21 protein-coding genes are annotated in these 25,340 nt (G+C 56.0%); 14 read left to right on the top strand and 7 right to left on the bottom strand.

All coding sequences use genetic code 11. The features are described from left to right. Positions 1-4 precede the first annotated feature (4 nt). Together V5P19_RS17685 and V5P19_RS17680 are read right to left on the bottom strand one after the other, a co-directional pair. Entirely contained in the window at positions 5-499 is a 495-nt protein-coding gene (locus V5P19_RS17685; RefSeq protein WP_334405607.1) for a PilN domain-containing protein, read from the bottom strand. Beyond that, entirely contained in the window at positions 496-1,272 is a 777-nt protein-coding gene (locus V5P19_RS17680; protein ID WP_334405605.1) for a DNA utilization protein HofM, read from the bottom strand. Before V5P19_RS17680 ends, V5P19_RS17685 begins: the two co-directional genes overlap by 4 nt. 120 nt (positions 1,273-1,392) lie before the next feature. On the opposite strand from V5P19_RS17680, the gene mrcA reads away from it, so the two are divergent. Then, a complete protein-coding gene (mrcA, locus tag V5P19_RS17675) occupies positions 1,393-3,945 on the top strand; it encodes a peptidoglycan glycosyltransferase/peptidoglycan DD-transpeptidase MrcA (RefSeq protein ID WP_334405603.1) in 2,553 nt (850 codons plus the stop codon). A gap of 95 nt (positions 3,946-4,040) precedes the next feature. Here the strand turns inward: mrcA and nudE are convergent, their stop codons facing one another. Next, on the bottom strand, positions 4,041-4,601 hold the full coding sequence (nudE, locus tag V5P19_RS17670; protein ID WP_334405601.1) for an ADP compounds hydrolase NudE: 561 nt from the start codon (positions 4,599-4,601) through the stop codon (positions 4,041-4,043). Between the two features lie 324 nt (positions 4,602-4,925). Here nudE and V5P19_RS17665 point away from each other — a divergent pair, with 324 nt between their 5' ends. The 5 genes from V5P19_RS17665 (at position 4,926) to pckA (ending at position 11,071) form a co-directional block, all read left to right on the top strand. After that, positions 4,926-7,064, top strand: coding sequence for an intracellular growth attenuator family protein (locus V5P19_RS17665; protein ID WP_334405599.1), 2,139 nt, complete (start codon positions 4,926-4,928; stop codon positions 7,062-7,064). A 64-nt stretch (positions 7,065-7,128) separates the two neighbouring features. Continuing rightward, on the top strand, positions 7,129-7,812 hold the full coding sequence (gene yrfG / locus V5P19_RS17660) for a GMP/IMP nucleotidase (protein WP_334405693.1): 684 nt from the start codon (positions 7,129-7,131) through the stop codon (positions 7,810-7,812). After that, entirely contained in the window at positions 7,809-8,210 is a 402-nt protein-coding gene (gene hslR / locus V5P19_RS17655) for a ribosome-associated heat shock protein Hsp15 (RefSeq protein WP_334405597.1), read from the top strand. Before yrfG ends, hslR begins: the two co-directional genes overlap by 4 nt. A 24-nt stretch (positions 8,211-8,234) precedes the next feature. After that, a complete protein-coding gene (hslO, locus tag V5P19_RS17650; protein ID WP_334405595.1) occupies positions 8,235-9,113 on the top strand; it encodes an Hsp33 family molecular chaperone HslO in 879 nt (292 codons plus the stop codon). 338 nt (positions 9,114-9,451) lie between these two features. Next, a complete protein-coding gene (gene pckA, locus V5P19_RS17645; RefSeq protein ID WP_334405592.1) occupies positions 9,452-11,071 on the top strand; it encodes a phosphoenolpyruvate carboxykinase (ATP) in 1,620 nt (539 codons plus the stop codon). A 97-nt stretch (positions 11,072-11,168) separates the two neighbouring features. On the opposite strand, the gene envZ is transcribed toward pckA, so the two are convergent. After that, complete coding sequence (envZ, locus tag V5P19_RS17640; RefSeq protein WP_008503047.1) at positions 11,169-12,515, bottom strand: two-component system sensor histidine kinase EnvZ; 1,347 nt, start codon at positions 12,513-12,515, stop codon at positions 11,169-11,171. Next, positions 12,512-13,231, bottom strand: a complete 720-nt coding sequence (gene ompR, locus V5P19_RS17635) for a two-component system response regulator OmpR (RefSeq protein WP_001157751.1) — start codon at positions 13,229-13,231, stop codon at positions 12,512-12,514. Before ompR ends, envZ begins: the two co-directional genes overlap by 4 nt. Before the next feature lie 233 nt (positions 13,232-13,464). On the opposite strand from ompR, the gene greB reads away from it, so the two are divergent. The 5 genes from greB (at position 13,465) to feoC (ending at position 19,459) form a co-directional block, all read left to right on the top strand. Continuing rightward, entirely contained in the window at positions 13,465-13,938 is a 474-nt protein-coding gene (greB, locus tag V5P19_RS17630; protein ID WP_014072116.1) for a transcription elongation factor GreB, read from the top strand. Positions 13,939-14,025: 87 nt separating this feature from the next. Beyond that, entirely contained in the window at positions 14,026-16,356 is a 2,331-nt protein-coding gene (locus V5P19_RS17625) for a Tex family protein (protein ID WP_334405588.1), read from the top strand. Positions 16,357-16,631: 275 nt separating this feature from the next. Beyond that, complete coding sequence (gene feoA / locus V5P19_RS17620) at positions 16,632-16,859, top strand: ferrous iron transporter A (protein WP_010436417.1); 228 nt, start codon at positions 16,632-16,634, stop codon at positions 16,857-16,859. Positions 16,860-16,889: 30 nt separating this feature from the next. Next, positions 16,890-19,208: a Fe(2+) transporter permease subunit FeoB gene (gene feoB, locus V5P19_RS17615; protein ID WP_334405585.1), complete on the top strand. Its 2,319-nt coding sequence runs from the start codon at positions 16,890-16,892 to the stop codon at positions 19,206-19,208. 11 nt (positions 19,209-19,219) lie between these two features. Next, positions 19,220-19,459, top strand: a complete 240-nt coding sequence (gene feoC, locus V5P19_RS17610; protein ID WP_334405583.1) for a [Fe-S]-dependent transcriptional repressor FeoC — start codon at positions 19,220-19,222, stop codon at positions 19,457-19,459. Here feoC and bioH read toward each other — a convergent pair. Further along, positions 19,431-20,213: a pimeloyl-ACP methyl ester esterase BioH gene (gene bioH / locus V5P19_RS17605; protein ID WP_334405581.1), complete on the bottom strand. Its 783-nt coding sequence runs from the start codon at positions 20,211-20,213 to the stop codon at positions 19,431-19,433. The two genes, feoC and bioH, sit on opposite strands and share 29 nt — an antisense overlap. Positions 20,214-20,249: 36 nt before the next feature. Here bioH and gntX point away from each other — a divergent pair, with 36 nt between their 5' ends. The 3 genes from gntX to gntT all read left to right on the top strand — a co-directional run bounded on the left by gntX (position 20,250) and on the right by gntT (position 23,184). Further along, on the top strand, positions 20,250-20,933 hold the full coding sequence (gene gntX / locus V5P19_RS17600) for a DNA utilization protein GntX (RefSeq protein ID WP_334405579.1): 684 nt from the start codon (positions 20,250-20,252) through the stop codon (positions 20,931-20,933). A gap of 61 nt (positions 20,934-20,994) precedes the next feature. Beyond that, a complete protein-coding gene (nfuA, locus tag V5P19_RS17595) occupies positions 20,995-21,570 on the top strand; it encodes a Fe-S biogenesis protein NfuA (RefSeq protein WP_014072124.1) in 576 nt (191 codons plus the stop codon). A 297-nt stretch (positions 21,571-21,867) separates the two neighbouring features. Beyond that, positions 21,868-23,184 carry a gluconate transporter gene (gene gntT / locus V5P19_RS17590; RefSeq protein WP_334405576.1) on the top strand — a complete coding sequence of 439 codons (1,317 nt, stop codon included), beginning with the start codon at positions 21,868-21,870 and terminating at the stop codon, positions 23,182-23,184. Positions 23,185-23,256: 72 nt separating this feature from the next. Here gntT and malQ read toward each other — a convergent pair whose 3' ends face one another. Next, positions 23,257-25,338: a 4-alpha-glucanotransferase gene (gene malQ, locus V5P19_RS17585; RefSeq protein WP_334405574.1), complete on the bottom strand. Its 2,082-nt coding sequence runs from the start codon at positions 25,336-25,338 to the stop codon at positions 23,257-23,259. Between the last annotated feature and the right edge of the window lie 2 nt (positions 25,339-25,340).

The following is a 25,340-nucleotide window of genomic DNA, read 5'->3' as shown; positions in this document are numbered from 1 at the left end:
CGTGTTACTCCTGGTTTTTAAGCTGAAAAGTGAACATCCATCGACCCTGGCTATCCTGATACAGCTCCCCTGCCTCGCCCGCAGTAAATCCCGCTATTTTCCCGAGCGCATCATGCATCGCCGAAAGCGCCGGGAATGCGGTGGCATACCCGATAACCATCAGCGAAGGCGGTTGATAACGAAGTTCTGTCAGCCATGCCTGCGACGGCATCACGTTGGAGAGGGATTCCAGCACCGGTTGCCACGCCAGGCGTTGAGGCTGTTGCGGGGAAATCTGCGCCGGGGCATTCTGCTTCTGGCGAGACAGAAGCCCGTTCTGCACCGACTGCGCTCCCGCCAGCTGACGGTGCAGGGCATTCAGCAACAGAACGTTATGCATTCGCTGGCTGCACACGCCCGCCAGCGTCAGCAGGACCGCTGCCGCAAACATGCCTCCCCAGAAACGCAGGCATCGCCTGCGACGTTGCTGTCGCCACGGCAGCAGGTTGGGCATGCTCATTCAGGCACCTCGCTCATGGCCAGCGCCAGCGCGACGGTATAATCGGCACCACATTCAGGCAGCGGCGGCTGGCATCGCGCCAACATTTCCCACGGATCGCGGTGGGTGTCAAACAGGGCGATGTCGTCCGGCGCGAGGGCAAGCAGCGCCGCCAGTTCAGGCACATTGTCTGCTTCAGCGGTGAAGCGTCGCCCCCACTGATGGCGCATCGCCCATAGCCACTGGTGCTCATCTCTCCAGGCGACACACGTCGCGGGCACAATGGCAGGAAGAAGATTCGCCAGCGCGCTGGCATCCGGCGTAATGGCCACCAGCCGCAAGCGCAGCGTTTTCGCCATCGTCAGAAGCGTTTCAACCTCCTTGTTCTGAGCGGCGGTCACATGGAATGTGTTGCTGAACGTGTCTTGCGCATAATCGAAGCACAACGCATCGGCGGGCATCTCCAGCTCGCGTGACAGCGCCGCCCCTAGCCATGAGAGCTGCTCGCTGTCACGCAGCACGATTGCCGGGCGAGGGAGCGATCTTTGCAGGGTACGTGCCGACGGAAACGAGAGAAACACCCGATGGTGGTGAGGCAACGTTCTTCGCCAGTCGCGTAACGCATCAACCAGTTGTTCTGGCTGACAAATTTTACCGTCGCGGAGGATACCGTCGGCAAGAGGTACAGCCCACCAGCGGCGCAAGCACCAGGCTGATTTGTCACGCACCAGGGAGACAATCAGTACTTTATCTTGTTGAATATGAACGCCTGTTTGCCATGTTTTGAAAGCCATGCTTCACGATCTCCTTATCGCCCGTCAGAGTGACGGCTATATCAATGAATCAGGCTTGCCTTTATACTACCGCGCGATTGTTTAGAAACTGCCCAAGTGAAACCAAATGGGAAATCTCCGGTGAAGTTCGTAAAGTATTTATTCATCCTTGCAGTCTGTTGCATTCTGCTGGGAGCAGGCTCGATTTACGGTTTGTACAAATATATTGAGCCACAGCTACCTGATGTCGCCACGCTTCGTGATGTGCGGCTCCAGATCCCTATGCAGGTCTATAGCGCCGATGGCGAATTGATGGCGCAATACGGTGAAAAACGCCGTATTCCGCTGACCTTAAACCAGGTTCCACCCATTATGGTGAAAGCCTTTATCGCCACCGAAGACAGCCGTTTTTACGAGCATCACGGTGTCGATCCTGTGGGGATTTTCCGTGCCGCAAGCGTTGCGCTGTTCTCGGGGCATGCCTCTCAGGGTGCCAGTACCATTACCCAGCAGCTGGCGCGTAACTTCTTCCTGAGCCCTGAAAAGACGCTGATGCGTAAGATCAAAGAGGTGTTCCTCGCGATCCGCATTGAGCAACTGCTGAGCAAAGACGAGATCCTCGAACTTTATCTCAACAAGATTTACCTGGGCTACCGCGCTTACGGCGTTGGGGCGGCCGCGCAGGTGTACTTCGGGAAACCGGTAGAACAACTGACCTTAAGCGAAATGGCGACCATTGCCGGCTTGCCGAAAGCCCCCTCAACGTTTAACCCGCTCTATTCGCTGGATCGCGCTACGGCACGCCGTAACGTTGTCCTGTCGCGTATGCTAAGCGAAGGCTACATCAGCCAGGCCGAGTACGATCAGGCGCGCAACTCAGCCATCGACGCCAACTACCATGCGCCAGAAATTGCCTTCTCCTCTCCGTACCTCACTGAGATGGTTCGCCAGGAGATGGTTAGCCGCTATGGTGAGAAGGCCTACGAAGATGGTTATCGCGTCTACACCACGGTGACCCGTAAAGTCCAGCAGGCGGCGCAGCAAGCGGTGCGTAACAACGTGATGGACTACGACATGCGTCACGGCTACCGCGGCCCGTCTAACGTGTTGTGGAAAGTGGGCGAAGGCGCGTGGGACAGCAAGAAAATCACGGACTCTCTGAAAACACTGCCTACCTATGGGCCTCTGCTGCCTGCCGTTGTGACGCAGGCCGATCCGCAGGAAGCCATCGCGATGATGGCCGATGGCACGTCAGTATCGCTGCGCATGGACGGAGTTCGCTGGGCGCGGCCATACCGCTCAGACACTCTGCAAGGCCCAACGCCGCGTAAAGTGACCGATGCGATACAAACGGGGCAGCAAATCTGGGTACGCCAGGTGGGCGATGCCTGGTGGCTTGCACAGGTGCCGGATGTAAACTCCGCGCTGGTCTCAATCAATCCGCAAAACGGTGCGGTAATGGCATTGGTCGGCGGGTTTGACTTCAACCAGAGCAAGTTTAACCGTGCCACTCAGGCGCTGCGTCAGGTTGGCTCTAACATCAAGCCGTTCCTCTACACCGCCGCTATGGATAAAGGGTTAACGCTCGCCAGTATCCTCAACGACGTACCTATCTCTCGCTGGGATGCCGGTGCCGGTTCCGACTGGCAGCCGAAGAACTCCCCGCCACAATATGCCGGTCCAATCCGTCTTCGCCAGGGTCTGGGACAGTCGAAGAATGTGGTAATGGTTCGCGCAATGCGTGCGATGGGCGTGGATTATGCAGCAGAGTATCTGCAGCGATTTGGCTTCCCGGCGCAGAACATTGTGCACACCGAATCTCTGGCACTCGGTTCTGCCTCCTTTACCCCGCTGCAGGTAGCGCGCGGATACTCGGTGATGGCGAACGGCGGGTTCCTGATTGACCCGTACTTCATCAGCAAAATCGAGAACGATCAGGGCGGAGTGCTGTTCGAAGCAAAACCGAAGATTGCCTGCGCGGAATGTGACATCCCGGTGATTTACGGCGATACGCAGAAGTCCAACGTGCTTGAGAACAAAGACATGGAAGACGTTGCCATTTCTCAGGAGCAACCGAACACCGTGGCGCCGCAACCTCAGCTTGAACAGGCTAACCAGGCACTGGTCGCCCAAACCGGCGCGCAGGAGTATGCCCCGCACGTGATTAACACGCCGCTGTCATTCCTGATCAAAAGTGCGCTGAACACCAACATCTTCGGTGAGCCAGGCTGGCAGGGAACCGGATGGCGCGCAGGGCGTGATTTGCAGCGCCGCGACATCGGCGGTAAAACCGGGACTACCAACAGCTCCAAAGATGCGTGGTTCTCTGGTTACGGGCCAGGCGTGGTGACCTCCGTCTGGATCGGCTTTGACGATCACCGTCGCGATTTAGGTCGTACAACCGCCTCTGGCGCGATCAAAGATCAGATTTCCGGCTACGAAGGCGGTGCGAAGAGCGCGCAACCGGCGTGGGATGCGTACATGAAGTCTGTGCTTGAAGGCGTTCCGGAGCAGCCGCTGACGCCGCCGCCGGGCATCGTGACCGTCAATATCGATCGCAGCACCGGGCAGTTAGCCAACGGCGGGAACAGCCGCGAAGAGTATTTCATTGAGGGTACGCAGCCAACAACGCAGGCGGTGCATGAAGTGGGTACAGAGATTATTGATAACGGCGAAACGCACGAGCTGTTCTGATGCTCACAAAAAAGCCGGGTAGCGGCGACGCCTGACCCGGCCTACATTTCTAATGCAAAACGGCAACCTTATGGTTGCCGTTTTTACGGATGACGCTACAGCCGCCCCTGCCCCTTCAACCACTCGCGCACCAGGAATAATGCGCTCACGTTTCGCGCCTCGTTAAAGTCAGGCTCTTCCAGCAAATCCATCATATGTGCCAGCGGCCAGCGAACCTGCGGCAGTGGCTCCGGCTCATCTCCTTCCAGCGATTCTGGATAGAGGTCTTCAGCCACCACGATATTCATTTTGCTTGAAAAATATGAGGGCGCCATGCTCAGTTTTTTCAGGAACGACAGCTCGTTTGCGCCAAAACCGACTTCTTCTTTTAACTCACGGTTCGCGGCTTCAAACACCGTCTCGCCCGGATCGATAAGCCCTTTCGAGAACCCTAGCTCGTAAGACTCCGTTCCCACAGCGTATTCGTGGATCAAGATCAGATGATCGTCGACAATGGGTATTATCATCACCGCTTCGCGTGACGAGGGGCGCATACGTTCATAAACGCGACGCACACCGTTGCTGAACTCCAGGTCCACACTTTCGACATTAAACAGGCGCGATTTGGCGACGGTTTCAACATTCAGAATGGTGGGTTTTTGTAGTGGTTTGCTCATCGTGATGGGTCTTTGCTGTGTGAACTGGCTTTATTGTGCGATATGCCGCACGGTTTCGGCAATGTCAATTGTTCTTTATTTACATTTGTGCAACGTAACAAGAATCAATCCTCATTTCAAAACAAAAGTCAAGAGGTTGAAATGTTTCCAGGAATTTGCTGATATCGCGCCATCACAGGCTTTGCTATCATCACCGGTCACTGGGATGCGCTTCAGAATGCTCAAGTTCGACTCCATGCTTGCCGATAGCCAACCACAGACTCTCATTCACTGTTAAGGTGCAACTGACTACACCTGTAAGAAGAAAAGTAAGATGGGGAATGCATGAGCACCATTTTGATTGTTCTCGCTGCTATGCTGGCCGGCGTGCTGGTTGCAGTGTGGGCGTACAGACGCCGCATACAGCGGCGATATCGGCTGCCCTTTTTGAATGCCTTTGCCGGTGCGTCCACGCGCAAGCTTACGCCGGAAGAGCGCGGAGCCGTTGAACATTATCTCGAGACGCTAAACCGTTCTCAGTTGACGCCTGGGCCAACGGGAGCCACTGCTGCTCCGGTCTCACTCAGCCTGAATGCACAAAGCGACACGGTGCTCTGCGTCACGCGCTCTATCACCCGCTATGGCATCACCACCGACGATCCCAACAAATGGCGCTACTACCTCGATTCTGTCGAAGTCCATCTGCCGCCCTTCTGGGAACAGTACATCAATGACGAAAACAGCGTTGAGCTGATCCACACCGACTCGTTGCCGCTGGTTATCTCGCTTAACGGCCATACCCTGAATGAATACGTCCAGGAAGCGCCACGATTTGCGTTGGAGCGCGCAAGCTCAACCCAGGCCTCCATCCGCGGAGAAGAAACAGAGCAGATTGAGCTACTGAACATCCGTCAGGAGACCCATGAAGAGTATGCGTTGAGCCGCCCGGATGGCATCCGTGAAGCGATACTGATCGTCGCCGCCTTCCTGCTCTTTTTCTTCTGCCTGCTGACGCCTGACGTGTTTGTCCCGTGGCTGGCGGGGGGCGCAATGCTGCTTCTGGCTGCCGGGCTTTGGGGCATGTTTGCCCCACCGGCTAAAACCTCGTTGCGCGAAATCCACTGCCTGCGCGGCACACCAAAACGCTGGGGTTTGTTCGGCGAGAACGATCAGGAACATATCAACAATATTTCGCTCGGCATTATCGATCTCATCTACCCGCGCCACTGGCAGCCGTGGATTGCCCAGGATTTAGGGCATCAAACTGATATTGATATCTACCTTGACCGCCACGTTGTGCGTCAGGGGCGCTATTTATCCCTGCATGATGAAGTGAAAAACTTCCCGCTGCAGCACTGGCTGCGCAATACGATCATTGCAGGCGGTGCGGCGCTGGTGTTTGCCATGCTGCTCCTCTGCGTGCCGCTGGATATGCCGATAAAATTCACGCTGTCGTGGATTAAAGGTGCGCAAACCGTTGAAGCCACCAGCGTTAAGCAGTTGGAAGAGGCGGGCGTGCGGGTCGGGGATACGCTCCGCCTGAAGGGGACGGGGATGTGTAATATTCATACCCCTGGTGCCTGGAACACGCGCCAGAACTCTCCGTTCACGCCGTTCGATTGCTCTCAGATTATCTGGAACGAAGCGCCGCCGCTGCCGCTGCCGGAATCGGATGTCGTCACAAAAGCGACGGCGCTCACCCAGACGCTCAGCCGCCAGCTGCACCCGAAAACGGAAGATGATTCACGCGTTAGTCCTGCCCTGCGCTCGGCAATTCAGAAATCAGGCATGGTACTGCTGGACGACTTTGGTGAAATCGTCCTGAAAACGCAGGATTTATGTTCCGCTCAGGATGAGTGCGTGCGCCTTAAGAATGCCCTGGTAAACCTCGGCAACAGCAAAGACTGGGACGCGCTGGTTAAACGCGCGGAAGACGGACGACTGGACGGCGTCAACGTGTTGCTGCGTCCGGTCAGCGCCGAATCGCTGGAAAACCTTGTCGCTACCTCCACCTCACCGTTCGTGATGCGTGAAACGACCCGCGCGGCTCAGGCACTGAACAGCCCGGCACCGGGTGGCTTTGTGATTGTCAGCGACGAGGGTAGCGATTTGGTCGATCAACCTTATCCGCAGATCGCCCTGTATGACTACCCTGCTCAGGAGCAATGGGGTGAATTCCAGCGTCTGGCACAGATGTTGATGCGAACGCCGTTCAGCGCCGAAGGGATCGTCACGGGTATCTACACGGATGCCAACGGCACGCGCCATATCGACCTGCACCGGATGCCAGACAGCGCAGGTTTGTGGCGCTATGTGGGTACCTCTCTGCTGATGATGGCGATGCTAGTGTGCATTTTCTGGAACGGTTTTATGGCCCTGCGCCGCTATCAGCGCGCTCGTACGCGACTGGCTGATATCCAGCAGTATTATGAAAACTGCCTCAATCCTACGCTGATCCCCTCCCCCGATAGCCTGATCGGATAACGTCACTGCGCGACAAGTTGTGCTACCCTGTCGCGCACGTTTCTTCTGGCTGGAGTTCCCCTTTATGCATCTTGATATCGCCTGGCAGGAGGTTGATACCGTCCTGCTGGATATGGACGGCACGCTGCTCGATCTCGCCTTTGATAACTATTTCTGGCAAAAGCTGGTGCCTGAAACCTATGGCGAACAGCAGGGTATCTCCCCGGCAGAAGCGCAGGAATTCATTCGCTCGCAATATAGCGCGGTGCAACATACGCTAAACTGGTACTGTCTGGACTACTGGAGCGAGCGCCTCGGTCTGGATATTTGTGCGATGACCACCGCCCAGGGTCCACGTGCCGTACTGCGTGAGGATACCGTGCCCTTTCTGGACGCGCTGAAAGCGAGCGGAAAACGCCGTATTTTGCTGACCAACGCGCATCCGCATAATCTGGCCGTGAAGCTGGAACATACGGGTCTGGCGTCACACCTTGATTTATTACTTTCCACCCACACATTTGGTTATCCGAAAGAGGATCAGCGGCTGTGGCATGCGGTGGCGGAAGAGACCGGTTTACAGCCGGAACGCACGCTGTTTGTCGATGACAGTGAACCGATTCTGGATGCCGCAACGACATTCGGTATTCGCTATTGCCTGGGCGTGACCAATCCTGATTCTGGCCTCGCTGAAAAAAGCTATCTGCGCCATCCGGGAATGAACGACTATCGCCGGATGATCCCCTCACTGCTCGTGAAGGAGACGCCATGAAAGAAAAACCCGCTGAAGGGGTAAGACTGGATAAATGGCTGTGGGCGGCCCGTTTTTATAAAACGCGCGCCCTTGCCCGTGAAATGGTTGACGGCGGGAAAGTGCATTACAACGGCCAGCGCAGCAAGCCGAGTAAGCTGGTTGAGCTAAATGCCACTCTAACGCTGCGTCAGGGCAACGATGAACGAACGGTAGTGATTAAAGCCATTACCGAACAGCGTCGGCCCGCAACCGAAGCCGTACAGCTTTATGAAGAGACGGCAGAAAGCATTGAAAAACGCGAGAAAACCGCGCTGGCGCGCAAAATGAACGCGCTGACAATGCCACACCCGGACCGGCGACCGGATAAAAAAGAGCGCCGCGATCTGATGAAATTTAAACACGGTGAGACCCAGTAACCCTCACCCGCACGAGAGACTAAAATGGCCCAACACGACCAATTACACCGCTATCTGTTTGAACAATTCGCCGTGCGTGGCGAGCTGGTCACCGTATCCGAAACCTGGAAACAGATTCTGGAGAACCATAACTACCCGCAGCCGGTAAAAACCGTGTTGGGCGAACTGCTGGTTGCCACCAGCCTGCTGACCGCCACGCTGAAGTTTGCTGGCGACATCACCGTGCAGCTGCAGGGCGATGGCCCAATGACGCTGGCCGTGATCAACGGCAATAACCAGCAGCAAATGCGCGGCGTGGCTCGCGTACAGGGCGATGTTCCTGAAGACGCAGACCTGAAAACGCTGGTGGGTAATGGCTTCCTGGTCATCACCATTTCACCCGAAGAAGGTGAGCGTTATCAGGGCGTTGTCGGACTGGAGGGCGATACGCTGGCGGCCTGCCTTGAAGATTACTTTATGCGTTCTGAACAGCTGCCAACGCGTCTGTTTATCCGCACCGGTGAAGTCGATGGCCAGCCTGCTGCTGGCGGCATGCTGCTGCAGGTTCTCCCTGCGCAAGATGCACAGCCTAACGATTTCGAACACCTGGCTATGCTGACGGAAACCATCAAGGCGGAAGAGCTGTTAACCCTGTCGGCAACCGACGTGCTGTGGCGTCTGTATCACGAAGAGGAAGTGACGGTTTACGACCCGCAGGCGGTGGAATTTAAGTGCACCTGTTCCCGCGAGCGTTGCGCTGGCGCACTGAAAACCCTGCCGGATGAAGAGATCGACAGCATCATGGCAGAAGACGGTGAAATCGATATGCACTGTGACTACTGCGGCTCTCACTATGTGTTCAATGCGATGGATATCGCCGAGATCCGCAATAACGCCTCCCCAGCGGATCCACAGGTGCACTAACACTTCCCCTTACTTCCCCTCTCCCCCAAGGGAGAGGGGAAAGTCCTGCCCAAGCTGAATCGTTTTCATAATGTAACCCTTACGTAATTTTCCAACATGTATGCGATTACATTCACATTCTTTCGGTTAAATTCACTAGCCCATAACCTTTTAAGAACATTTTCCCCAACCAAAAAGCGAATCCTGCGATAATCCGCCTGCCCTGTGACTGGAGTCGCAGCGTTTTCCGTTAGTAAGGGTTTTGTCCAGATACGTAAATCTATGAGCCCCGTCGCGGTTAACAACCTCAGAAAAACCCTACAATTTCAGGCAGTACATATTGGCTAAGGAGCAGTGATATGCGTGTTACTGGTTTAACCCCGCAAGATCTCAAGGCTTATGGTATTCACGACGTCCAGGAAATCGTCTACAACCCCGATTACGATACGCTGTATCAGGAAGAGCTCAATCCAGCACTGGAAGGATACGAGCGAGGTGTGTTGACGAACCTTGGTGCTATCGCCGTCGATACCGGTATTTTTACCGGTCGTTCGCCGAAAGATAAGTACATCGTCCGAGACGAAACCACCCGCGATACGCTGTGGTGGGCTGATAAAGGCAAAGGGAAGAACGATAACAAACCGCTCTCCCCGGATACCTGGCAGCACCTGAAAGGTCTCGTCACCCAACAACTCTCCGGCAAGCGTCTGTTTATTATCGATGCTTTCTGTGGCGCTAACGCCGACACCCGTCTTTCCGTGCGTTTCATCACCGAAGTGGCCTGGCAGGCACATTTCGTGAAGAACATGTTTATTCGTCCAACCGACGAAGAGTTACAGGATTTCACCCCTGATTTCATCGTGATGAACGGTGCAAAATGCACTAACCCACAGTGGAAAGAGCAGGGTCTGAACTCGGAAAACTTCATTGCCTTTAACCTGACCGAACGTATCCAGCTGATTGGCGGTACCTGGTACGGCGGCGAGATGAAGAAAGGAATGTTCTCCGTCATGAACTACCTGCTGCCACTGCGCGGTATTGCCTCCATGCACTGTTCGGCAAACGTGGGTGAAAAAGGTGATGTGGCGGTGTTCTTTGGCCTGTCCGGCACCGGTAAAACGACCCTCTCAACCGATCCGAAACGCCGCCTGATTGGCGATGATGAACACGGCTGGGATGATGACGGGGTGTTTAACTTCGAAGGCGGCTGTTACGCGAAAACGATCCGTCTGTCTGAAGAGGCCGAGCCAGATATTTTCCACGCTATCCGACGCGACGCGCTGCTGGAAAACGTCACCGTACGCGCCGATGGAACGATCGACTTCGACGATGCATCGAAAACCGAAAACACCCGCGTATCTTATCCGATCTACCACATCGACAATATCGTGAAGCCGGTGTCGAAAGCGGGACACGCGACGAAAGTGATTTTCCTGACCGCGGATGCGTTCGGCGTGTTGCCGCCGGTTTCTCGCCTCACCGCCAGTCAGACGCAGTACCACTTTCTGTCAGGCTTTACGGCCAAACTGGCAGGCACCGAGCGCGGCGTGACGGAGCCTACACCCACCTTCTCCGCCTGCTTCGGCGCAGCGTTCCTGTCTCTGCACCCAACGCAATACGCTGAAGTGCTGGTGAAACGCATGCAGGCCTCCGGCGCGCAGGCCTATCTGGTCAATACCGGCTGGAACGGCACCGGCAAACGTATCTCGATCAAAGATACGCGTGCCATTATCGACGCCATTCTGGATGGTTCTCTGGATAACGCCGAAACCTTTACCCTGCCGATGTTCGATCTGGCGATCCCAACGGCGCTGCCTGGCGTGGATACGCGTATCCTTGACCCGCGCAATACCTACGGTTCACCGGAGCAGTGGCGTGAGAAGGCGGAATCGCTGGCAAAACTGTTTATTGAAAACTTTGAGAAGTATACCGATACCCCGGCAGGTGAAGCGCTGGTGAGTGCGGGACCTAAGCTGTAGGAAAAAGCAAAAAGGCAACGAAAGTTGCCTTTTTTAAGGTTTTCTCCCTCTCACCGTGGGAGAGGGCCGGGGTGCGGGCATCATGCCGCACCCTTTTTTAACTCTCTTTCACCTGTCCCCGCGTCACCGGCACCGGTAACCACGCGCGAATGCTCAACCCCCCCCGTTCGCTGGTACCAATCTCCAGCAACCCGTTATGGTTATCGACAATACGCTGCACAATCGCCAGACCTAACCCGGTTCCACTGGTACTGCGGGCGCTGTCGCCGCGTACAAACGGCTGGAACAAGTGCTTACGCTGCTCAGGCTTGATGCCCGGGCCATCATCTTCCACCTGGAACCAGGCGCGGTTGAGTTCAGAGCCACTGCTGACCTTAATCCAGCCATTGCCGTAGCGCGCCGCATTGACCACCATGTTGGCGACCGCACGCTTGATGGAGAGCGGATGCATACGGACCTGGATTTCACCGGCCTGAAGGTCGGTATCAATTTCACGTTCATAGCCGCTTTCAGCCGCCACCACTTCGCCCAGCACCGCGTTCAGGTCGGCCATTTCCATCGGCATCTCCTGCCCGGTACGCAGGTAGTCAATAAACTGCTCAATGATGGCATTACACTCTTCAATGTCCTTGTTAATGGACTCCGCGAGATAACCGTCCTCTTCGCCCATCATTTCCGTTGCCAGACGGATACGCGTCAGCGGAGTTCGCAGGTCGTGACTCACCCCCGCCATCAGGAGCGTGCGGTCGTCAGCCAGCTGCTTCACGCCTGCCGCCATATGGTTAAACGCTCGCGTCACCGAACGAACTTCCGATGCGCCATACTCACGCAGCGGTGGTGGAATGATCCCTTTACCGACCTGTAGCGCTGCGTGCTCCAGGTCGACCAGCGGTCGGTTCTGAATACGAATAAACAGCCACGCGCCCCCTATCGCCAACAGCATTATGGCAAGGGTATAGCGGAACAGCGGTGAGAAGTCCCCCTGATGGATTTCGGTCAGCGGGACGCGCACCCAGATATTGGGTGACAACCACGTTTTCAGCCAAACGACGGGGGAGCTTTTGTTAACCTCAACGCGCACTTCCGTAGGGCCGCCAAGCTGCTGTGCCATCTGCTGACTGAGGAATTCATAGTGCTGCGCCCAACGCAGGCCAGCATCTTCCGCCGCCTCATTCGAGTAAAGCGAGATACCCAGTTCACGGTAGATTTCACGACGAAACGCCGGAGGAACGACCAGCTGCGTGCCGTCCTCCAGCTGCAGTTTATCGGTCATCAGCATACGGACTTCGTATGCCAGGACCTTATTAAACTGCTGGAGGCTTGGCAGAATCGCAAAGTTCAGCACAACCAGATAGGTCGTCACCAGGCTGACAAACAGCAAGGTGACAATCAACAGCAGGGTGCGGGCAAACGAGCTTCGCGGCGAGAAGCGCATTCGCCTCATGCTTTAGAACCGTCCGGGACAAATACGTAGCCCAGACCCCATACGGTCTGAATATAACGAGGATGCGCCGGATCTTCTTCGACCATGCGGCGCAGACGAGAGATCTGCACGTCGATGGAGCGTTCCATTGCGGAGTATTCGCGGCCACGCGCCAGGTTCATCAGCTTGTCACGGGAAAGCGGTTCACGCGGGTGGCTCACCAGCGCTTTCAGTACCGCGAACTCGCCGCTGGTGAGCGGCATTGGCTCATCTTCACGGAACATCTCGCGCGTGCCGAGGTTCAGCTTGAACTTACCGAATGCGATAACGGCTTCTTCCTGCGACGGTGCGCCCGGCAGTTCGTTCGCCTGACGACGCAGCACGGCACGGATACGCGCCAGCAGTTCACGCGGGTTAAACGGTTTTGGAATGTAGTCGTCGGCGCCAATTTCCAGGCCTACGATACGGTCGACCTCTTCCCCTTTCGCCGTGACCATGATGATTGGCATCGGGTTGCTCTGGCTACGCAGGCGACGGCAAATGGAAAGCCCGTCTTCTCCTGGCAGCATCAGATCCAGCACCATAAGGTGGAAGGATTCACGGGTCAGCAGACGATCCATCTGCTCAGCGTTCGCGACGCTACGAACCTGGAAGCCCTGCTCGGTCAGATAACGCTCAAGCAGCGCGCGCAGGCGCATGTCGTCATCCACGACCAGAATTTTGTAGTTCTCTTGCATTGTGTGTACTCCCAAAGGTTCGGATAGTCTTTGTAACAGCGTATTCTAAAAAAGTGCACGTATTCGACCAGCTAATTCTGGTATAAATTCTAGTCGAAATTGTTACAAAGCATATTTAACAGCAGCTTATCTGCACATTTCATCACATAAATCATTATTAACGCTGTCTGTTATTCTATTTGATACGTAATGTGCGCAAGGTTTGCAATGATGTCGAGTCTGAAGGTCGCCCCATGAAAACGCCCCTGATCACCCGCGAAGGGTACGAAAAACTCAAAAAAGAGATGGATTACCTGTGGCGCGAAGAGCGTCCGGAAGTGACCAAAAAAGTCACCTGGGCGGCAAGCCTTGGGGATCGCAGCGAGAATGCTGACTACCAGTACAACAAGAAGCGCCTGCGCGAAATCGATCGCCGCGTACGCTATCTGACCAAGTGCCTTGAGAACCTCAAAATTGTTGATTACTCCCCGCAGCAGGAGGGCAAGGTATTTTTTGGTGCCTGGGTGGAGATTGAAAATGATGACGGCAACACCCTGCGTTTCCGCATCGTCGGCTATGATGAAATTTTTGGCCGCAAGGATTACATCTCCATAGACTCACCTATGGCCCGCGCGCTGCTGAAAAAGGAAGTGGGTGATTTGGCCGTCGTTCAGACACCAGCAGGTGAAGCAAGCTGGTACGTGAACGAAATCGAGTACGTTAAATAGTCCGAGAGCGCCCTCCGTGGCTGGCATTTTACCGTGTCAGCCCGTATAACTATCCCCTGATTTTTTGACCCACAAGATGATAAAGCCATGATGAAAGATTCGCTCTGCCGCATTATTGCGGGTGATATTCAGGCCAGGGCCGAACAGGTAGAAGCCGCCGTTCGCCTGCTTGATGAAGGGAACACCGTGCCGTTTATTGCACGTTATCGTAAGGAAGTCACCGGCGGTCTGGATGATACACAGCTGCGTAACCTGGAGACCCGTCTGGGCTACCTGCGCGAGCTGGAAGACCGACGTCAGGCGATACTCAAATCCATCGGTGAACAGGGCAAGCTGACGACCGATCTGGAAAACGCCATTAACGGCACCCTGAGCAAAACCGAACTCGAAGACCTTTATCTTCCGTATAAACCGAAGCGCCGCACGCGCGGGCAGATTGCGATTGAAGCCGGCCTCGAGCCGCTGGCCGACCTGCTGTGGAACGCACCGTCACACGATCCTGAAACCGAAGCCGCCAAATTTGTCGATGCCGACAAAGGTGTAGCAGATATCAAAGCCGCTCTCGATGGCGCTCGCTACATCCTGATGGAACGCTTCTCTGAAGACGCGGCCCTGCTGTCGAAAGTGCGAGATTATCTGTGGAAGAACGCCCATATCGTCTCCACCGTAGTAACAGGCAAAGAGGAAGAAGGGGCGAAATTCCGCGACTACTTCGATCACCACGAACCGATTTCAACCGCCCCTTCTCACCGCGCGCTGGCGATGTTCCGCGGCCGTAACGAAGGCGTGCTGCAGCTCTCCCTGAACGCCGATCCGCAGTTTGATGAACCCCCGAAAGAGAGCCACTGCGAGCAGATCATCATCGATCACCTTAATCTTCGCCTGAACAACGCCCCGGCGGACAGCTGGCGCAAAGGCGTGGTGAGCTGGACATGGCGTATCAAGGTGCTGATGCACCTCGAAACCGAGCTGATGGGCACCGTACGCGAGCGCGCGGAAGACGAAGCGATCAACGTCTTCGCCCGTAACCTGCACGACCTGCTGATGGCCGCGCCTGCGGGCCTACGCGCGACCATGGGCCTCGATCCGGGCCTGCGTACCGGCGTAAAAGTCGCGGTGGTTGACGGCACCGGTAAGCTGGTGGCAACCGACACGATCTATCCGCACACCGGCCAGGCAGCAAAAGCGGCCGTCGTCGTTGCTGCTCTGTGCGAAAAGTACAACGTTGAGCTGGTCGCTATCGGTAACGGTACGGCGTCCCGCGAAACCGAGCGTTTCTATCTTGACGTGCAGAAGCAGTTCCCGAAAGTGACGGCCCAGAAGGTGATCGTCAGCGAAGCGGGTGCATCCGTTTATTCCGCCTCTGAACTGGCCGCGCTGGAGTTCCCGGATCTGGACGTATCCCTGCGTGGTGCGGTCTCGATTGCACGTCGCCTGCAGGATCCGCTGGCGGAACTGGTGAAAATCGATCCGAAATCCATCGGTGTGGGCCAGTATCAGCACGATGTGAGCCAGACTCAGCTGGCGCGTAAGCTGGATGCGGTCGTAGAAGACTGCGTTAACGCCGTCGGCGTTGACCTGAACACCGCTTCCGTTCCCCTGCTGACCCGCGTGGCGGGCTTAACCCGCATGATGGCGCAGAACATTGTTGCCTGGCGTGACGAGAACGGCCAGTTCCAGAACCGCCAGCAGCTGCTGAAGGTTAGCCGCCTGGGCCCGAAAGCCTTTGAACAGTGTGCGGGCTTCCTGCGCATCAATCACGGCGATAATCCGCTGGATGCGTCCACCGTTCACCCGGAAGCGTATCCGGTAGTTGAACGCATTCTGGCTGCCACCCAGCAGGCGCTGAAAGACCTGATGGGCGACAACAGCGCGCTGCGCAACCTGAAAGCGGTTGATTTCACCGACGAACAGTTCGGTGTGCCAACGGTGACCGACATCATCAAAGAGTTGGAAAAGCCGGGCCGCGATCCGCGCCCAGAGTTTAAAACCGCGACCTTCGCGGACGGTGTCGAAACGATGAATGACCTGTTGCCGGGTATGGTGCTGGAAGGTGCTGTCACCAACGTCACCAACTTTGGTGCGTTTGTCGATATCGGCGTGCATCAGGATGGTCTGGTGCATATCTCCTCCCTTGCCGACAAGTTCGTCGAAGACCCGCACACCGTGGTCAAAGCAGGCGATATCGTTAAGGTGAAAGTGCTGGAAGTGGACCTGCAGCGCAAGCGTATCGCCCTCACTATGCGTTTGGACGAGCAGCCGGGTGAAACCAATGCTCGTCGTGGCAGCAATGGCGGTGGTCGCGAGCAGCAGCGTCCGGCAGCAAAAGCGGCAAAACCGCGCGGGCGTGATGCTCAGCCAGCGGGTAATAGCGCGATGATGGATGCGCTGGCGGCGGCGATGGGTAAAAAACGCTAACCCCTCACCCTCTCCCCATAGGGGAGAGGGTGCAATAGGGTACCGTAATATATGAAACCGATTGCACATCCATATTTAAACCACAAATTATCACTTCGTTAACAAATATCCCTCTTCTCTGAATCTCCGCATTTCAGTAAATATTGAGCAAGGTCAAACAGGCCGTAAATTAATACCGCAAACAACATTCCGTCACAGTTTTATTATTGCTGATACAAACTATTCTCATTATCATCGCATAGTAGATTATTTAACCTCTTGTGAAAGTAGGCGCTATGCAATTCACTCCAGACAGTGCATGGAAAATTACCGGTTTTACCCGCGAAATTAGCCCGGCCTATCGGCAAAAACTGCTGTCGCTGGGCATGCTGCCAGGCTCGTCATTCCAGGTCGTGCGCGTTGCCCCGTTAGGCGATCCTGTTCATATCGAAACCCGACGCGTCAATCTGGTTCTGCGTAAGAAAGACCTCGCATTAATAGAAGTCGAAGCCTTATCCCAATAACACGCCAGCGGTTTCAGTGAGTCTAAAACAATGAAAAAATTAACTATTGGCTTAATTGGCAATCCTAATTCCGGCAAGACAACATTATTTAATCAGCTCACGGGCGCACGTCAGCGTGTCGGTAACTGGGCGGGCGTGACGGTTGAACGCAAAGAAGGTCAGTTCTCGACAACAGATAATCAGGTCACCCTGGTGGATCTGCCCGGCACCTATTCGTTAACCACTATTTCGTCACAAACCTCTCTCGATGAACAAATCGCCTGCCACTATATTTTGAGCGGCGATGCAGACCTGCTCATCAACGTGGTTGATGCCTCCAATCTTGAGCGCAACCTGTACCTGACGTTACAGCTGCTGGAGCTGGGTATCCCCTGCATCGTGGCGCTGAACATGCTCGACATAGCCGAAAAGCAAAAGCTACGCATTGATATTGATGCGCTTTCTTCGCGTCTGGGCTGCCCGGTGGTTCCGCTGGTCTCTACGCGCGCACGCGGTATTGATGCCCTGAAACTTGCCATAGACCGTCATACGGGCAACGCCAGCGTGGAGCTGGTGCACTATGCGCAGCCCTTACTGCGTGAAGCCGATAAGCTGGCGCAGGCAATGGATAAATCCATGCCCGCCAAACAGCGCCAGTGGCTGGGCCTGCAGATGCTGGAAGGGGATATCTACAGCCGTGCCTACGCCGGCAATGCCGCAGATAAGCTGGACGTTGCGCTGGCGCATCTGAGCGACGAGCTGGATGACCCGGCGCTGCACATCGCCGATGCCCGTTATCAGGCCATCGCCGCAATTTGTGACGTGGTCAGTAATGCCCTGACTGCCGAGCCGAGCCGCTTTACCGCCGCGGTGGATAAGGTGGTACTCAATCGCTTCCTCGGCCTGCCGGTGTTTTTACTGGTGATGTACCTGATGTTCCTGCTTGCCATCAACATCGGCGGGGCGCTACAGCCTGTTTTCGATGCCGGTTCCGTTGCAATCTTCGTGCACGGCATCCAGTGGGTGGGTTACACCCTGCATTTCCCGGAATGGCTGACCATCTTCCTCGCCCAGGGTATCGGGGGCGGGATCAATACCGTCCTGCCGCTGGTACCGCAAATCGGCATGATGTACCTGTTCCTCTCTTTCCTTGAAGATTCCGGCTACATGGCGCGCGCGGCTTTCGTGATGGATCGTCTGATGCAGGCGCTGGGCCTGCCGGGGAAATCCTTCGTTCCGCTGATTGTCGGCTTTGGCTGTAACGTGCCGTCAGTCATGGGCGCACGCACGCTGGACGCGCCGCGAGAACGTCTGATGACCATCATGATGGCGCCGTTTATGTCCTGCGGTGCGCGTCTGGCGATCTTCGCGGTTTTCGCGGCGGCCTTCTTTGGTCAGCAAGGGGCGCTGGCGGTCTTCTCGCTGTACGTGCTGGGCATCGTCATGGCGATCCTGACCGGCCTAATGCTCAAGCATACCATCATGCGCGGCGAAGCATCGCCGTTCGTCATGGAGCTGCCGGTGTATCACGTGCCGCATCTCAAAAGCCTGGTGATCCAGACCTGGCAGCGCCTGAAAGGTTTTGTGCTGCGCGCCGGTAAAGTGATCGTCATCGTGAGCATCTTCCTGAGCGCGCTGAACAGCTTTACGCTGAGCGGCGAGGCGGCGGATAACATCAACGACTCCGCCCTCGCCTCCGTCAGCCGCGTGATTACACCGGTATTCAAACCGATCGGCGTGCATGAGGATAACTGGCAGGCGACCGTGGGTTTGTTCACCGGCGCCATGGCAAAAGAGGTGGTGGTCGGTACGCTGAACACGCTCTACACCGCTGAAAATATTCAGGAACAAGAATTTAACCCGGCGGAGTTTAACCTCGGCAACGAGCTGCTGGGCGCCGTTGAAGAAACCTGGCAGAGCCTGAAAGACACCTTCAGCCTGAGCGTGCTGGCGAACCCCATCGAAGCCAGTAAAGGTGATGGGGAAATGGCAACCGGTGCCATGGGCGTGATGAGCGAGAAATTTGGCAGCGCCTCTGCGGCCTACAGCTACCTGATTTTCGTCCTGCTCTATATTCCATGCATCTCGGTGATGGGGGCGATTGCCCGCGAGTCCAGCCGCGGCTGGATGGGCTTCTCTGTCTTGTGGGGGCTGAATATCGCCTACTCGCTGTCGACGGTATTTTATCAAACCGTCAACTTCAGCCAGCACCCGCGATACAGCCTGACGTGTATCCTGGCGGTTGTCCTGTTCAACGTGGTTGTGATTGGCCTGTTGCGCAGAGCCCGTAGCCGCGTTGATATCAACCTGCTGGCGACGCGCAAAACCGCCGCCAGCTGCTGCAACAGTGCGGCAGGCGACTGTCACTAAGGAGTCCGACAATGGCATCGTTGATTCAGGTTCGTGATTTACTGGCGTTACAGGGGCGGATGGAGGCCAAACAGATCAGCCTCAGCCTACATACGCCGCAGCCGATGATCGATGCCATGCTGGAGAGACTGGAAGCAATGGGCAAAGCAATTCGTATTCAGGAAGAGCCGGACGCTTGTTTGTCCGGCAGCTGTAAACGTTGCCCGGAAGGTAAAGCCTGTCTCAGGGAGTGGTGGACACTTCGCCGGTAAAATCGAGTAACGCTGAACAAAACTCAGCGGGATGAGAGATAAACGGCGCGTGCGCCGCTTTGGCAATCACTCGCGATTCACTCTCAGGCCATAGCGCATCCAGCAGCGGAACCACTTTGCGCGGCACAAGCCCATCCAGATAACCATAAATGCGCAGGTGCGGTATTGTCAGCGAGGCTAGCGGCTCGCGCAGATCGGTAGTCTTCAGGATTTCAAGACCGCCGTTAAGCACCTCACCCTCCGGCATCGGCAGAGCAAGGACGGTCTTTTTCAAGGTGCGTGCATCCTGACGCGCGGTTTCGGTGCCCATGGTCTGCAATGCCAGGAAGCGTTCCACCGTCCGCTGGAAGTCTTCGCTCAGCTGCTGCTGAAAACCGGCCAGCACCTCAGGTTTAATCCCCGGCCACGCGTCCTGTGCGCCAAAACACGGTGACGAGGCAACGGTGACCAGCCCCTGCACGCGCTCAGGGTGCGCCAGCGCAATCTGGCTTGCTACCAGCCCTCCCAGACTCCAGCCCAGCCAGATGGCTTTTTGCGGTGCGGCATTCAAAACGTGCTCCGCCATCTCATCGCAGGACATTGCGCCAAAGCCGTGGCTGCGGCCATACCCCGGTAAATCCACCAGATGTAATGTAAATTGCGAGGCGAGTTCCTCGCTTACGCAACGCCACACCTCAGCATTCAGTCCCCATCCGTGCAGCAGCACAAGATGACAATTTCCCGTCCCAACGGTCTGCCACCACAGCGTCTTCATCAGTTACTGTTCTCTTTTTTCACATGGAGGTTATATATGCTAACAGTGCCTGGCTTGTGCTGGCTATGCCGAATGCCGCTTGCACTCAGCGGATGGGGGATCTGCTCGGTCTGCACGCGCGCGCTGGAAGGCCGTCTCATCGGGTGTCCGCAATGCGGATTACCGGCCTTCAGCCAGACATTGCCCTGCGGCCGTTGCCTGAAAAAATCGCCGCCGTGGAGCGCCCTGGTTGCCGTAGATGATTACATCCCGCCGCTGAGCAGGCTTATCCATAATCTGAAGTTCTCCCACCAGAGCTCGCTGGCACAACCTCTCGCCCGCCTGCTGCTGCTGGCGGTGTTGCACGCGCGACGCACCCGCGCGTTGCCGAAGGTAGACAGGGTGATGAACGTGCCGCTATATCAACGTCGCCACTGGCGGCGCGGCTACAACCAGAGTGACCTCCTCTGCCGCCCGCTCGCCCGCTGGCTCAACTGTCGGTACGATGCGGCTGCGATTAAACGCGTTCAGGCCACCGCAATACAGCACCAGCTCAGCGCCCGGCTGCGCAAAAGGAACCTTAAAAATGCCTTTCGTCTTGAATTACCGGTCAACGGCCTCCATATCGCCCTGGTGGATGATGTCGTCACCACGGGCAGTACCGTTGCTGAACTTTCCCGACTGCTTTTGCAAAGCGGTGCCGCGTCGGTTCAGGTATGGTGTCTGTGCCGTACCTTGTAGCCCTTCTTCAATGGGCGTATGATTATACCCAGGTAATTTAGTCAACTATTAGGCCAAAGCTATGATCCGTATTTCCGATTCTGCACAAGCGCACTTTGCCAAACTGCTGGCAAATCAGGAAGAAGGGACGCAGATCCGCGTGTTTGTGATCAATCCAGGCACTCCGAATGCAGAATGTGGCGTTTCTTATTGTCCTCCGGACGCTGTGGAAGCAACCGACACTGCCCTTAAATTTGAACAGCTCACCGCGTACGTTGATGAGCTGAGCGCGCCGTATCTTGACGATGCGGAAATTGATTTTGTCACCGACCAACTGGGCTCTCAGCTGACGCTGAAAGCGCCAAACGCGAAAATGCGTAAAGTGTCTGACGACGCGCCGCTGATGGAACGCGTAGAGTATCTGCTGCAATCGCAGATCAACCCGCAGCTGGCTGGCCACGGCGGTCGTGTTTCCCTGATGGAAATCACCGAAGACGGTCTGGCGATTCTGCAGTTCGGCGGCGGCTGTAACGGCTGTTCCATGGTCGACGTGACCCTGAAAGAAGGCATCGAAAAGCAGCTGCTGAACGAGTTCCCGGAACTGAAAGGCGTGCGCGATCTGACCGAACACCAGCGCGGCGAGCACTCTTACTACTAAGTGCTTCGTTGCTTGCCCGGTAGCGCTCCGCCTGCCGGGCTGTTTCCCCTCCCCCCTCCTTATATGTTGACCTGCGTCTCATAATTCAAATTTAGCCTGCCAGGGTGATTCTCAATCACGCCATGTTACCCGTATCATTCTCATGGGCACTAAGCACCCTCATAACAGCCGACTAAACTTAACAGTTTCCAAGGTATCAGTATTAGTGCCGTTAACGCTCTGTTCCCAGTTGGGACAATCGGAATTTGTCGTTGAAACAATGACGTTACCCATAACAATTCATAGGCCAGGTAAATCATGCCATTAGTCATCGTCGCTATCGGTGTTGTGTTATTACTGCTCTTGATGATCCGATTCAAACTGAACGGGTTTATCGCTCTGGTTCTGGTGGCACTTGCAGTCGGTCTGATGCAAGGGATGCCGCTGGTTAAAGTTATCAGTTCCATTAAAGCCGGTGTTGGCGGCACGCTTGGCAGCCTGGCGTTGATCATGGGCTTTGGTGCCATGCTCGGCAAAATGTTGGCGGACTGCGGTGGCGCGCAGCGTATTGCCACCACGCTGATTGCCAAATTCGGCAAAAAACACATTCAGTGGGCAGTGGTATTAACCGGTTTTACCGTCGGTTTTGCGCTGTTCTATGAAGTGGGCTTTGTGCTGATGCTGCCGCTGGTGTTCACCATTGCGGCTGCGGCAAACATTCCGCTGCTGTTCGTGGGTGTACCGATGGCAGCGGCGCTGTCCGTTACGCACGGCTTCCTGCCTCCGCACCCGGGCCCAACCGCTATTGCCACCATTTTCCACGCCGACATGGGTAAAACCCTGCTGTTCGGTACGATTCTGGCAATCCCGACCGTGATTCTCGCAGGCCCGGTATTTGCACGTTTCCTGAAAGGCATTGATAAGCCCATCCCGGAAGGTCTGTACAGCGCGAAAACCTTCACCGAAGAAGAGATGCCAGGTTTTGGCGTCAGCGTCTGGACCTCTCTGGTACCGGTGATCCTGATGGCGATGCGTGCTGTCGCAGAGATGGTTCTGCCAAAAGGTCATGCGTTCCTGTCAGTTGCCGAGTTCCTGGGTGACCCGGTCATGGCAACGCTGATTGCGGTGCTGATTGCAATGTTCACCTTTGGTCTGAACCGTGGTCGTTCAATGGATCAGATCAACGACACCCTGACTTCGTCCATCAAAATCATTGCCATGATGCTCCTGATCATCGGCGGTGGCGGTGCATTCAAGCAGGTTCTGGTCGACAGTGGTGTGGATAAATACATCGCTGCAATGATGCATGAAACCAACGTGTCGCCGCTCTTTATGGCCTGGTCTATCGCCGCGGTACTGCGTATCGCCCTGGGTTCAGCAACCGTTGCGGCCATCACTGCCGGTGGTATCGTCGCCCCGCTGATTGCCACCACGGGCGTAAGCCCTGAGCTGATGGTTATTGCCGTCGGTTCTGGTAGCGTGATTTTCTCTCACGTAAACGATCCGGGCTTCTGGCTGTTCAAGGAGTACTTCAACCTGACGATCGGTGAAACCATCAAGTCCTGGTCAATGCTGGAAACGATTATTTCGGTGTGTGGTCTGGTCGGGGTTCTGCTGCTGAATATGGTTATCTGATGTAAAAAAGCCGGGTGGCGCTAGCGCTCACCCGGTCTACCTTCTCTTCTCTCTCCCTCTGGGAGAGGGAAACTACCGCTTCTTACCCACCGCCCTTCTGCGCTTGTCCAAATCCTTAATCAGCCTGTTCACCTCGTCATCGGCAAACATCTTCTCAAGGGTTGTGGAGAGCTTGCGACGCCAGTTCTTGTACTGATAGCTGGTACCCGGAATGTTGACCGGCTCCGCCATATCAATCCAGTCTTCTGGCTGCAGGCCCAGCAGTGCACTGTTGCTGTCAGCAATGTAGCGCTGCAAACCACGGTTAAGCGTTGACGTCATCGACATCAGCGAGGCCTTATGTCCGGCACGCTTCGGCAGACAGCCCTGTTTGTGTAGCGCATCCAGAAGCCCTTGCTTTGACAGCTCGCGGTCCTGATAAAGGCCCCGCAGCACCTCTTCATCCGGATACAGCCCCAGCGTTTTGCCAAGCGTCAGATCGCCGCTTTCCCAATAGCCACGCAGCGTAGGAAGGTCATGCGTCGTCGCGACAGCCATTGATTGTTCCGGGTACGCTTTCGGCGCGCGGAAGGTTTTCTCATGGTCGTTTTCAAAATAGAGCACTTTATAGGAGTAAACGCCGCTGTCGCGGAGCTTACTGACAATTTCTACCGGCACGGTGCCGAGATCTTCGCCGATCACCATGCAACGGTGACGCTTGCTTTCCAGCGCCAGGATCGACAGCAGATCGTCGACCGGATACTGCACGTAAGCCCCATGATCGGCCGTTTCACCATACGGGATCCACCACAAGCGGAGCACGGACATTACGTGATCGATACGCAACGCGCCGCAGTTTTGCATATTGGCGCGCAGCAGATCGATAAATGGCTCGTAAGCACGCGCGGCCATCACGTGCGGATCCATCGGCGGTAACCCCCAGTTCTGCCCGAGCGGGCCAAGAATGTCCGGCGGCGCGCCGACGGAGGCTTTCAGGCAGTAGAGTTCACGGTCACACCAGGTTTCCGCACCGCCCTCTGCCACGCCAACGGCCAAATCGCGATACAGGCCGATCGGCATGTTGTAGCTCTGGCTTACCTGCCAGCAGGCGGCAAACTGGCTGTACGCCAGCCACTGCAGCCAGAGATAGAAATCCACCTCATCGGCCTGTTTTTTACAGAAGGCTTTCACTTCCGGGGTGTCGACGGTCTGATACGCTTCCGGCCAGACCGGCCAGCCCCAGCGCATTTCATCCTCTTTCACCTGATACGCATGCAGCGCATCGAACGCTGCCTGCCAGTAGAGACTTTCGCCCTCCTGGGTCACAAACTGGCGAAAGGCTGCCATCTGCTCGTCATCACGCTGAGCAAAACCTTTCCACGCCAGGCGCAGTGCGGCCATCTTCAGCGCGGTGACCGTGGCATAGTCCACCCAGTCGGCATCACGCGCCTGCTTCAGCGCCTGCTGCGTGGTGCTGAGTTTCCACCAGTCCTGCGCCTCTTTGCTGTTGGTGAAGTCCTCTAAGGCATTCACGTCAATATAAATCACGTTCAGCCAGCGGCGGGATGAGGGGCTATACGGGCTTGCGCTTTCCGGGTTCGCCGGATAGAGCGCGTGGATCGGGTTTAGGCCGATAAACGCGCCGCCACGCTCGCCAACATTCGCCAGCATCTTTTTCAGATCGCCGAAATCGCCGATGCCCCAGTTGCTGTCGGAACGCAGCGTATAGAGCTGCACGCAGGCGCCCCACAGTTTATTGCCTTCGAGCAACGCCTGCGGCTCATAGCAGCGTTTGGGCGCAACGATCACCCGGCAGTGAAAACGCCGGTCTTCCTGGGTGAGCGTTAAGGTGTGATAGCCCTCCGGCAACTTAGCCGGAAGGATAAGCGCTTTGCCACCGGTCGCGTGACCTTTATGCTGATGCCCCTCTTCGGTGGTCAGCAGCCAGCTAAACTCGCCGCGCCCTTCCACCGACAGCGGCATTTTTTTGCCCGCAGTAAACACCTTCACGTTGGGTACCGGCGCAACCGACGCTTTCGCGTCGGCTTTGTGCATGGCGTCCAGCAAACGTCTTTTGGTCTCAGCGCCAATTGACTGTGGTTTGCCGTGAGCATTGATGTAACTGAGGCTAATCCCCGCCGCCTGCGCGGCACTGTCCAGACGTTTACTCTCCATCG

The sequence above is a fragment of the Enterobacter sp. UNJFSC 003 genome (genome assembly GCF_036903355.1).
In the GTDB taxonomy this organism is placed as follows: Bacteria; Pseudomonadota; Gammaproteobacteria; order Enterobacterales; family Enterobacteriaceae; genus Enterobacter.
This window is presented reverse-complemented; position numbering and strand designations above follow the sequence as displayed.

Coding starts and splice junctions, on each gene's coding strand:
- V5P19_RS17685 (WP_334405607.1), bottom strand. CDS start 499: ATGAGCATGCCCAACCTGCTGCCGTGGCGACAGCAACGTCGCAGGCGA.
- V5P19_RS17680 (WP_334405605.1), bottom strand. CDS start 1,272: ATGGCTTTCAAAACATGGCAAACAGGCGTTCATATTCAACAAGATAAA.
- nudE (WP_334405601.1), bottom strand. CDS start 4,601: ATGAGCAAACCACTACAAAAACCCACCATTCTGAATGTTGAAACCGTC.
- V5P19_RS17665 (WP_334405599.1), top strand. CDS start 4,926: ATGAGCACCATTTTGATTGTTCTCGCTGCTATGCTGGCCGGCGTGCTG.
- yrfG (WP_334405693.1), top strand. CDS start 7,129: ATGCATCTTGATATCGCCTGGCAGGAGGTTGATACCGTCCTGCTGGAT.
- hslR (WP_334405597.1), top strand. CDS start 7,809: ATGAAAGAAAAACCCGCTGAAGGGGTAAGACTGGATAAATGGCTGTGG.
- hslO (WP_334405595.1), top strand. CDS start 8,235: ATGGCCCAACACGACCAATTACACCGCTATCTGTTTGAACAATTCGCC.
- pckA (WP_334405592.1), top strand. CDS start 9,452: ATGCGTGTTACTGGTTTAACCCCGCAAGATCTCAAGGCTTATGGTATT.
- envZ (WP_008503047.1), bottom strand. CDS start 12,515: ATGAGGCGAATGCGCTTCTCGCCGCGAAGCTCGTTTGCCCGCACCCTG.
- ompR (WP_001157751.1), bottom strand. CDS start 13,231: ATGCAAGAGAACTACAAAATTCTGGTCGTGGATGACGACATGCGCCTG.
- greB (WP_014072116.1), top strand. CDS start 13,465: ATGAAAACGCCCCTGATCACCCGCGAAGGGTACGAAAAACTCAAAAAA.
- V5P19_RS17625 (WP_334405588.1), top strand. CDS start 14,026: ATGATGAAAGATTCGCTCTGCCGCATTATTGCGGGTGATATTCAGGCC.
- feoA (WP_010436417.1), top strand. CDS start 16,632: ATGCAATTCACTCCAGACAGTGCATGGAAAATTACCGGTTTTACCCGC.
- feoB (WP_334405585.1), top strand. CDS start 16,890: ATGAAAAAATTAACTATTGGCTTAATTGGCAATCCTAATTCCGGCAAG.
- feoC (WP_334405583.1), top strand. CDS start 19,220: ATGGCATCGTTGATTCAGGTTCGTGATTTACTGGCGTTACAGGGGCGG.
- bioH (WP_334405581.1), bottom strand. CDS start 20,213: ATGAAGACGCTGTGGTGGCAGACCGTTGGGACGGGAAATTGTCATCTT.
- gntX (WP_334405579.1), top strand. CDS start 20,250: ATGCTAACAGTGCCTGGCTTGTGCTGGCTATGCCGAATGCCGCTTGCA.
- nfuA (WP_014072124.1), top strand. CDS start 20,995: ATGATCCGTATTTCCGATTCTGCACAAGCGCACTTTGCCAAACTGCTG.
- gntT (WP_334405576.1), top strand. CDS start 21,868: ATGCCATTAGTCATCGTCGCTATCGGTGTTGTGTTATTACTGCTCTTG.
- malQ (WP_334405574.1), bottom strand. CDS start 25,338: ATGGAGAGTAAACGTCTGGACAGTGCCGCGCAGGCGGCGGGGATTAGC.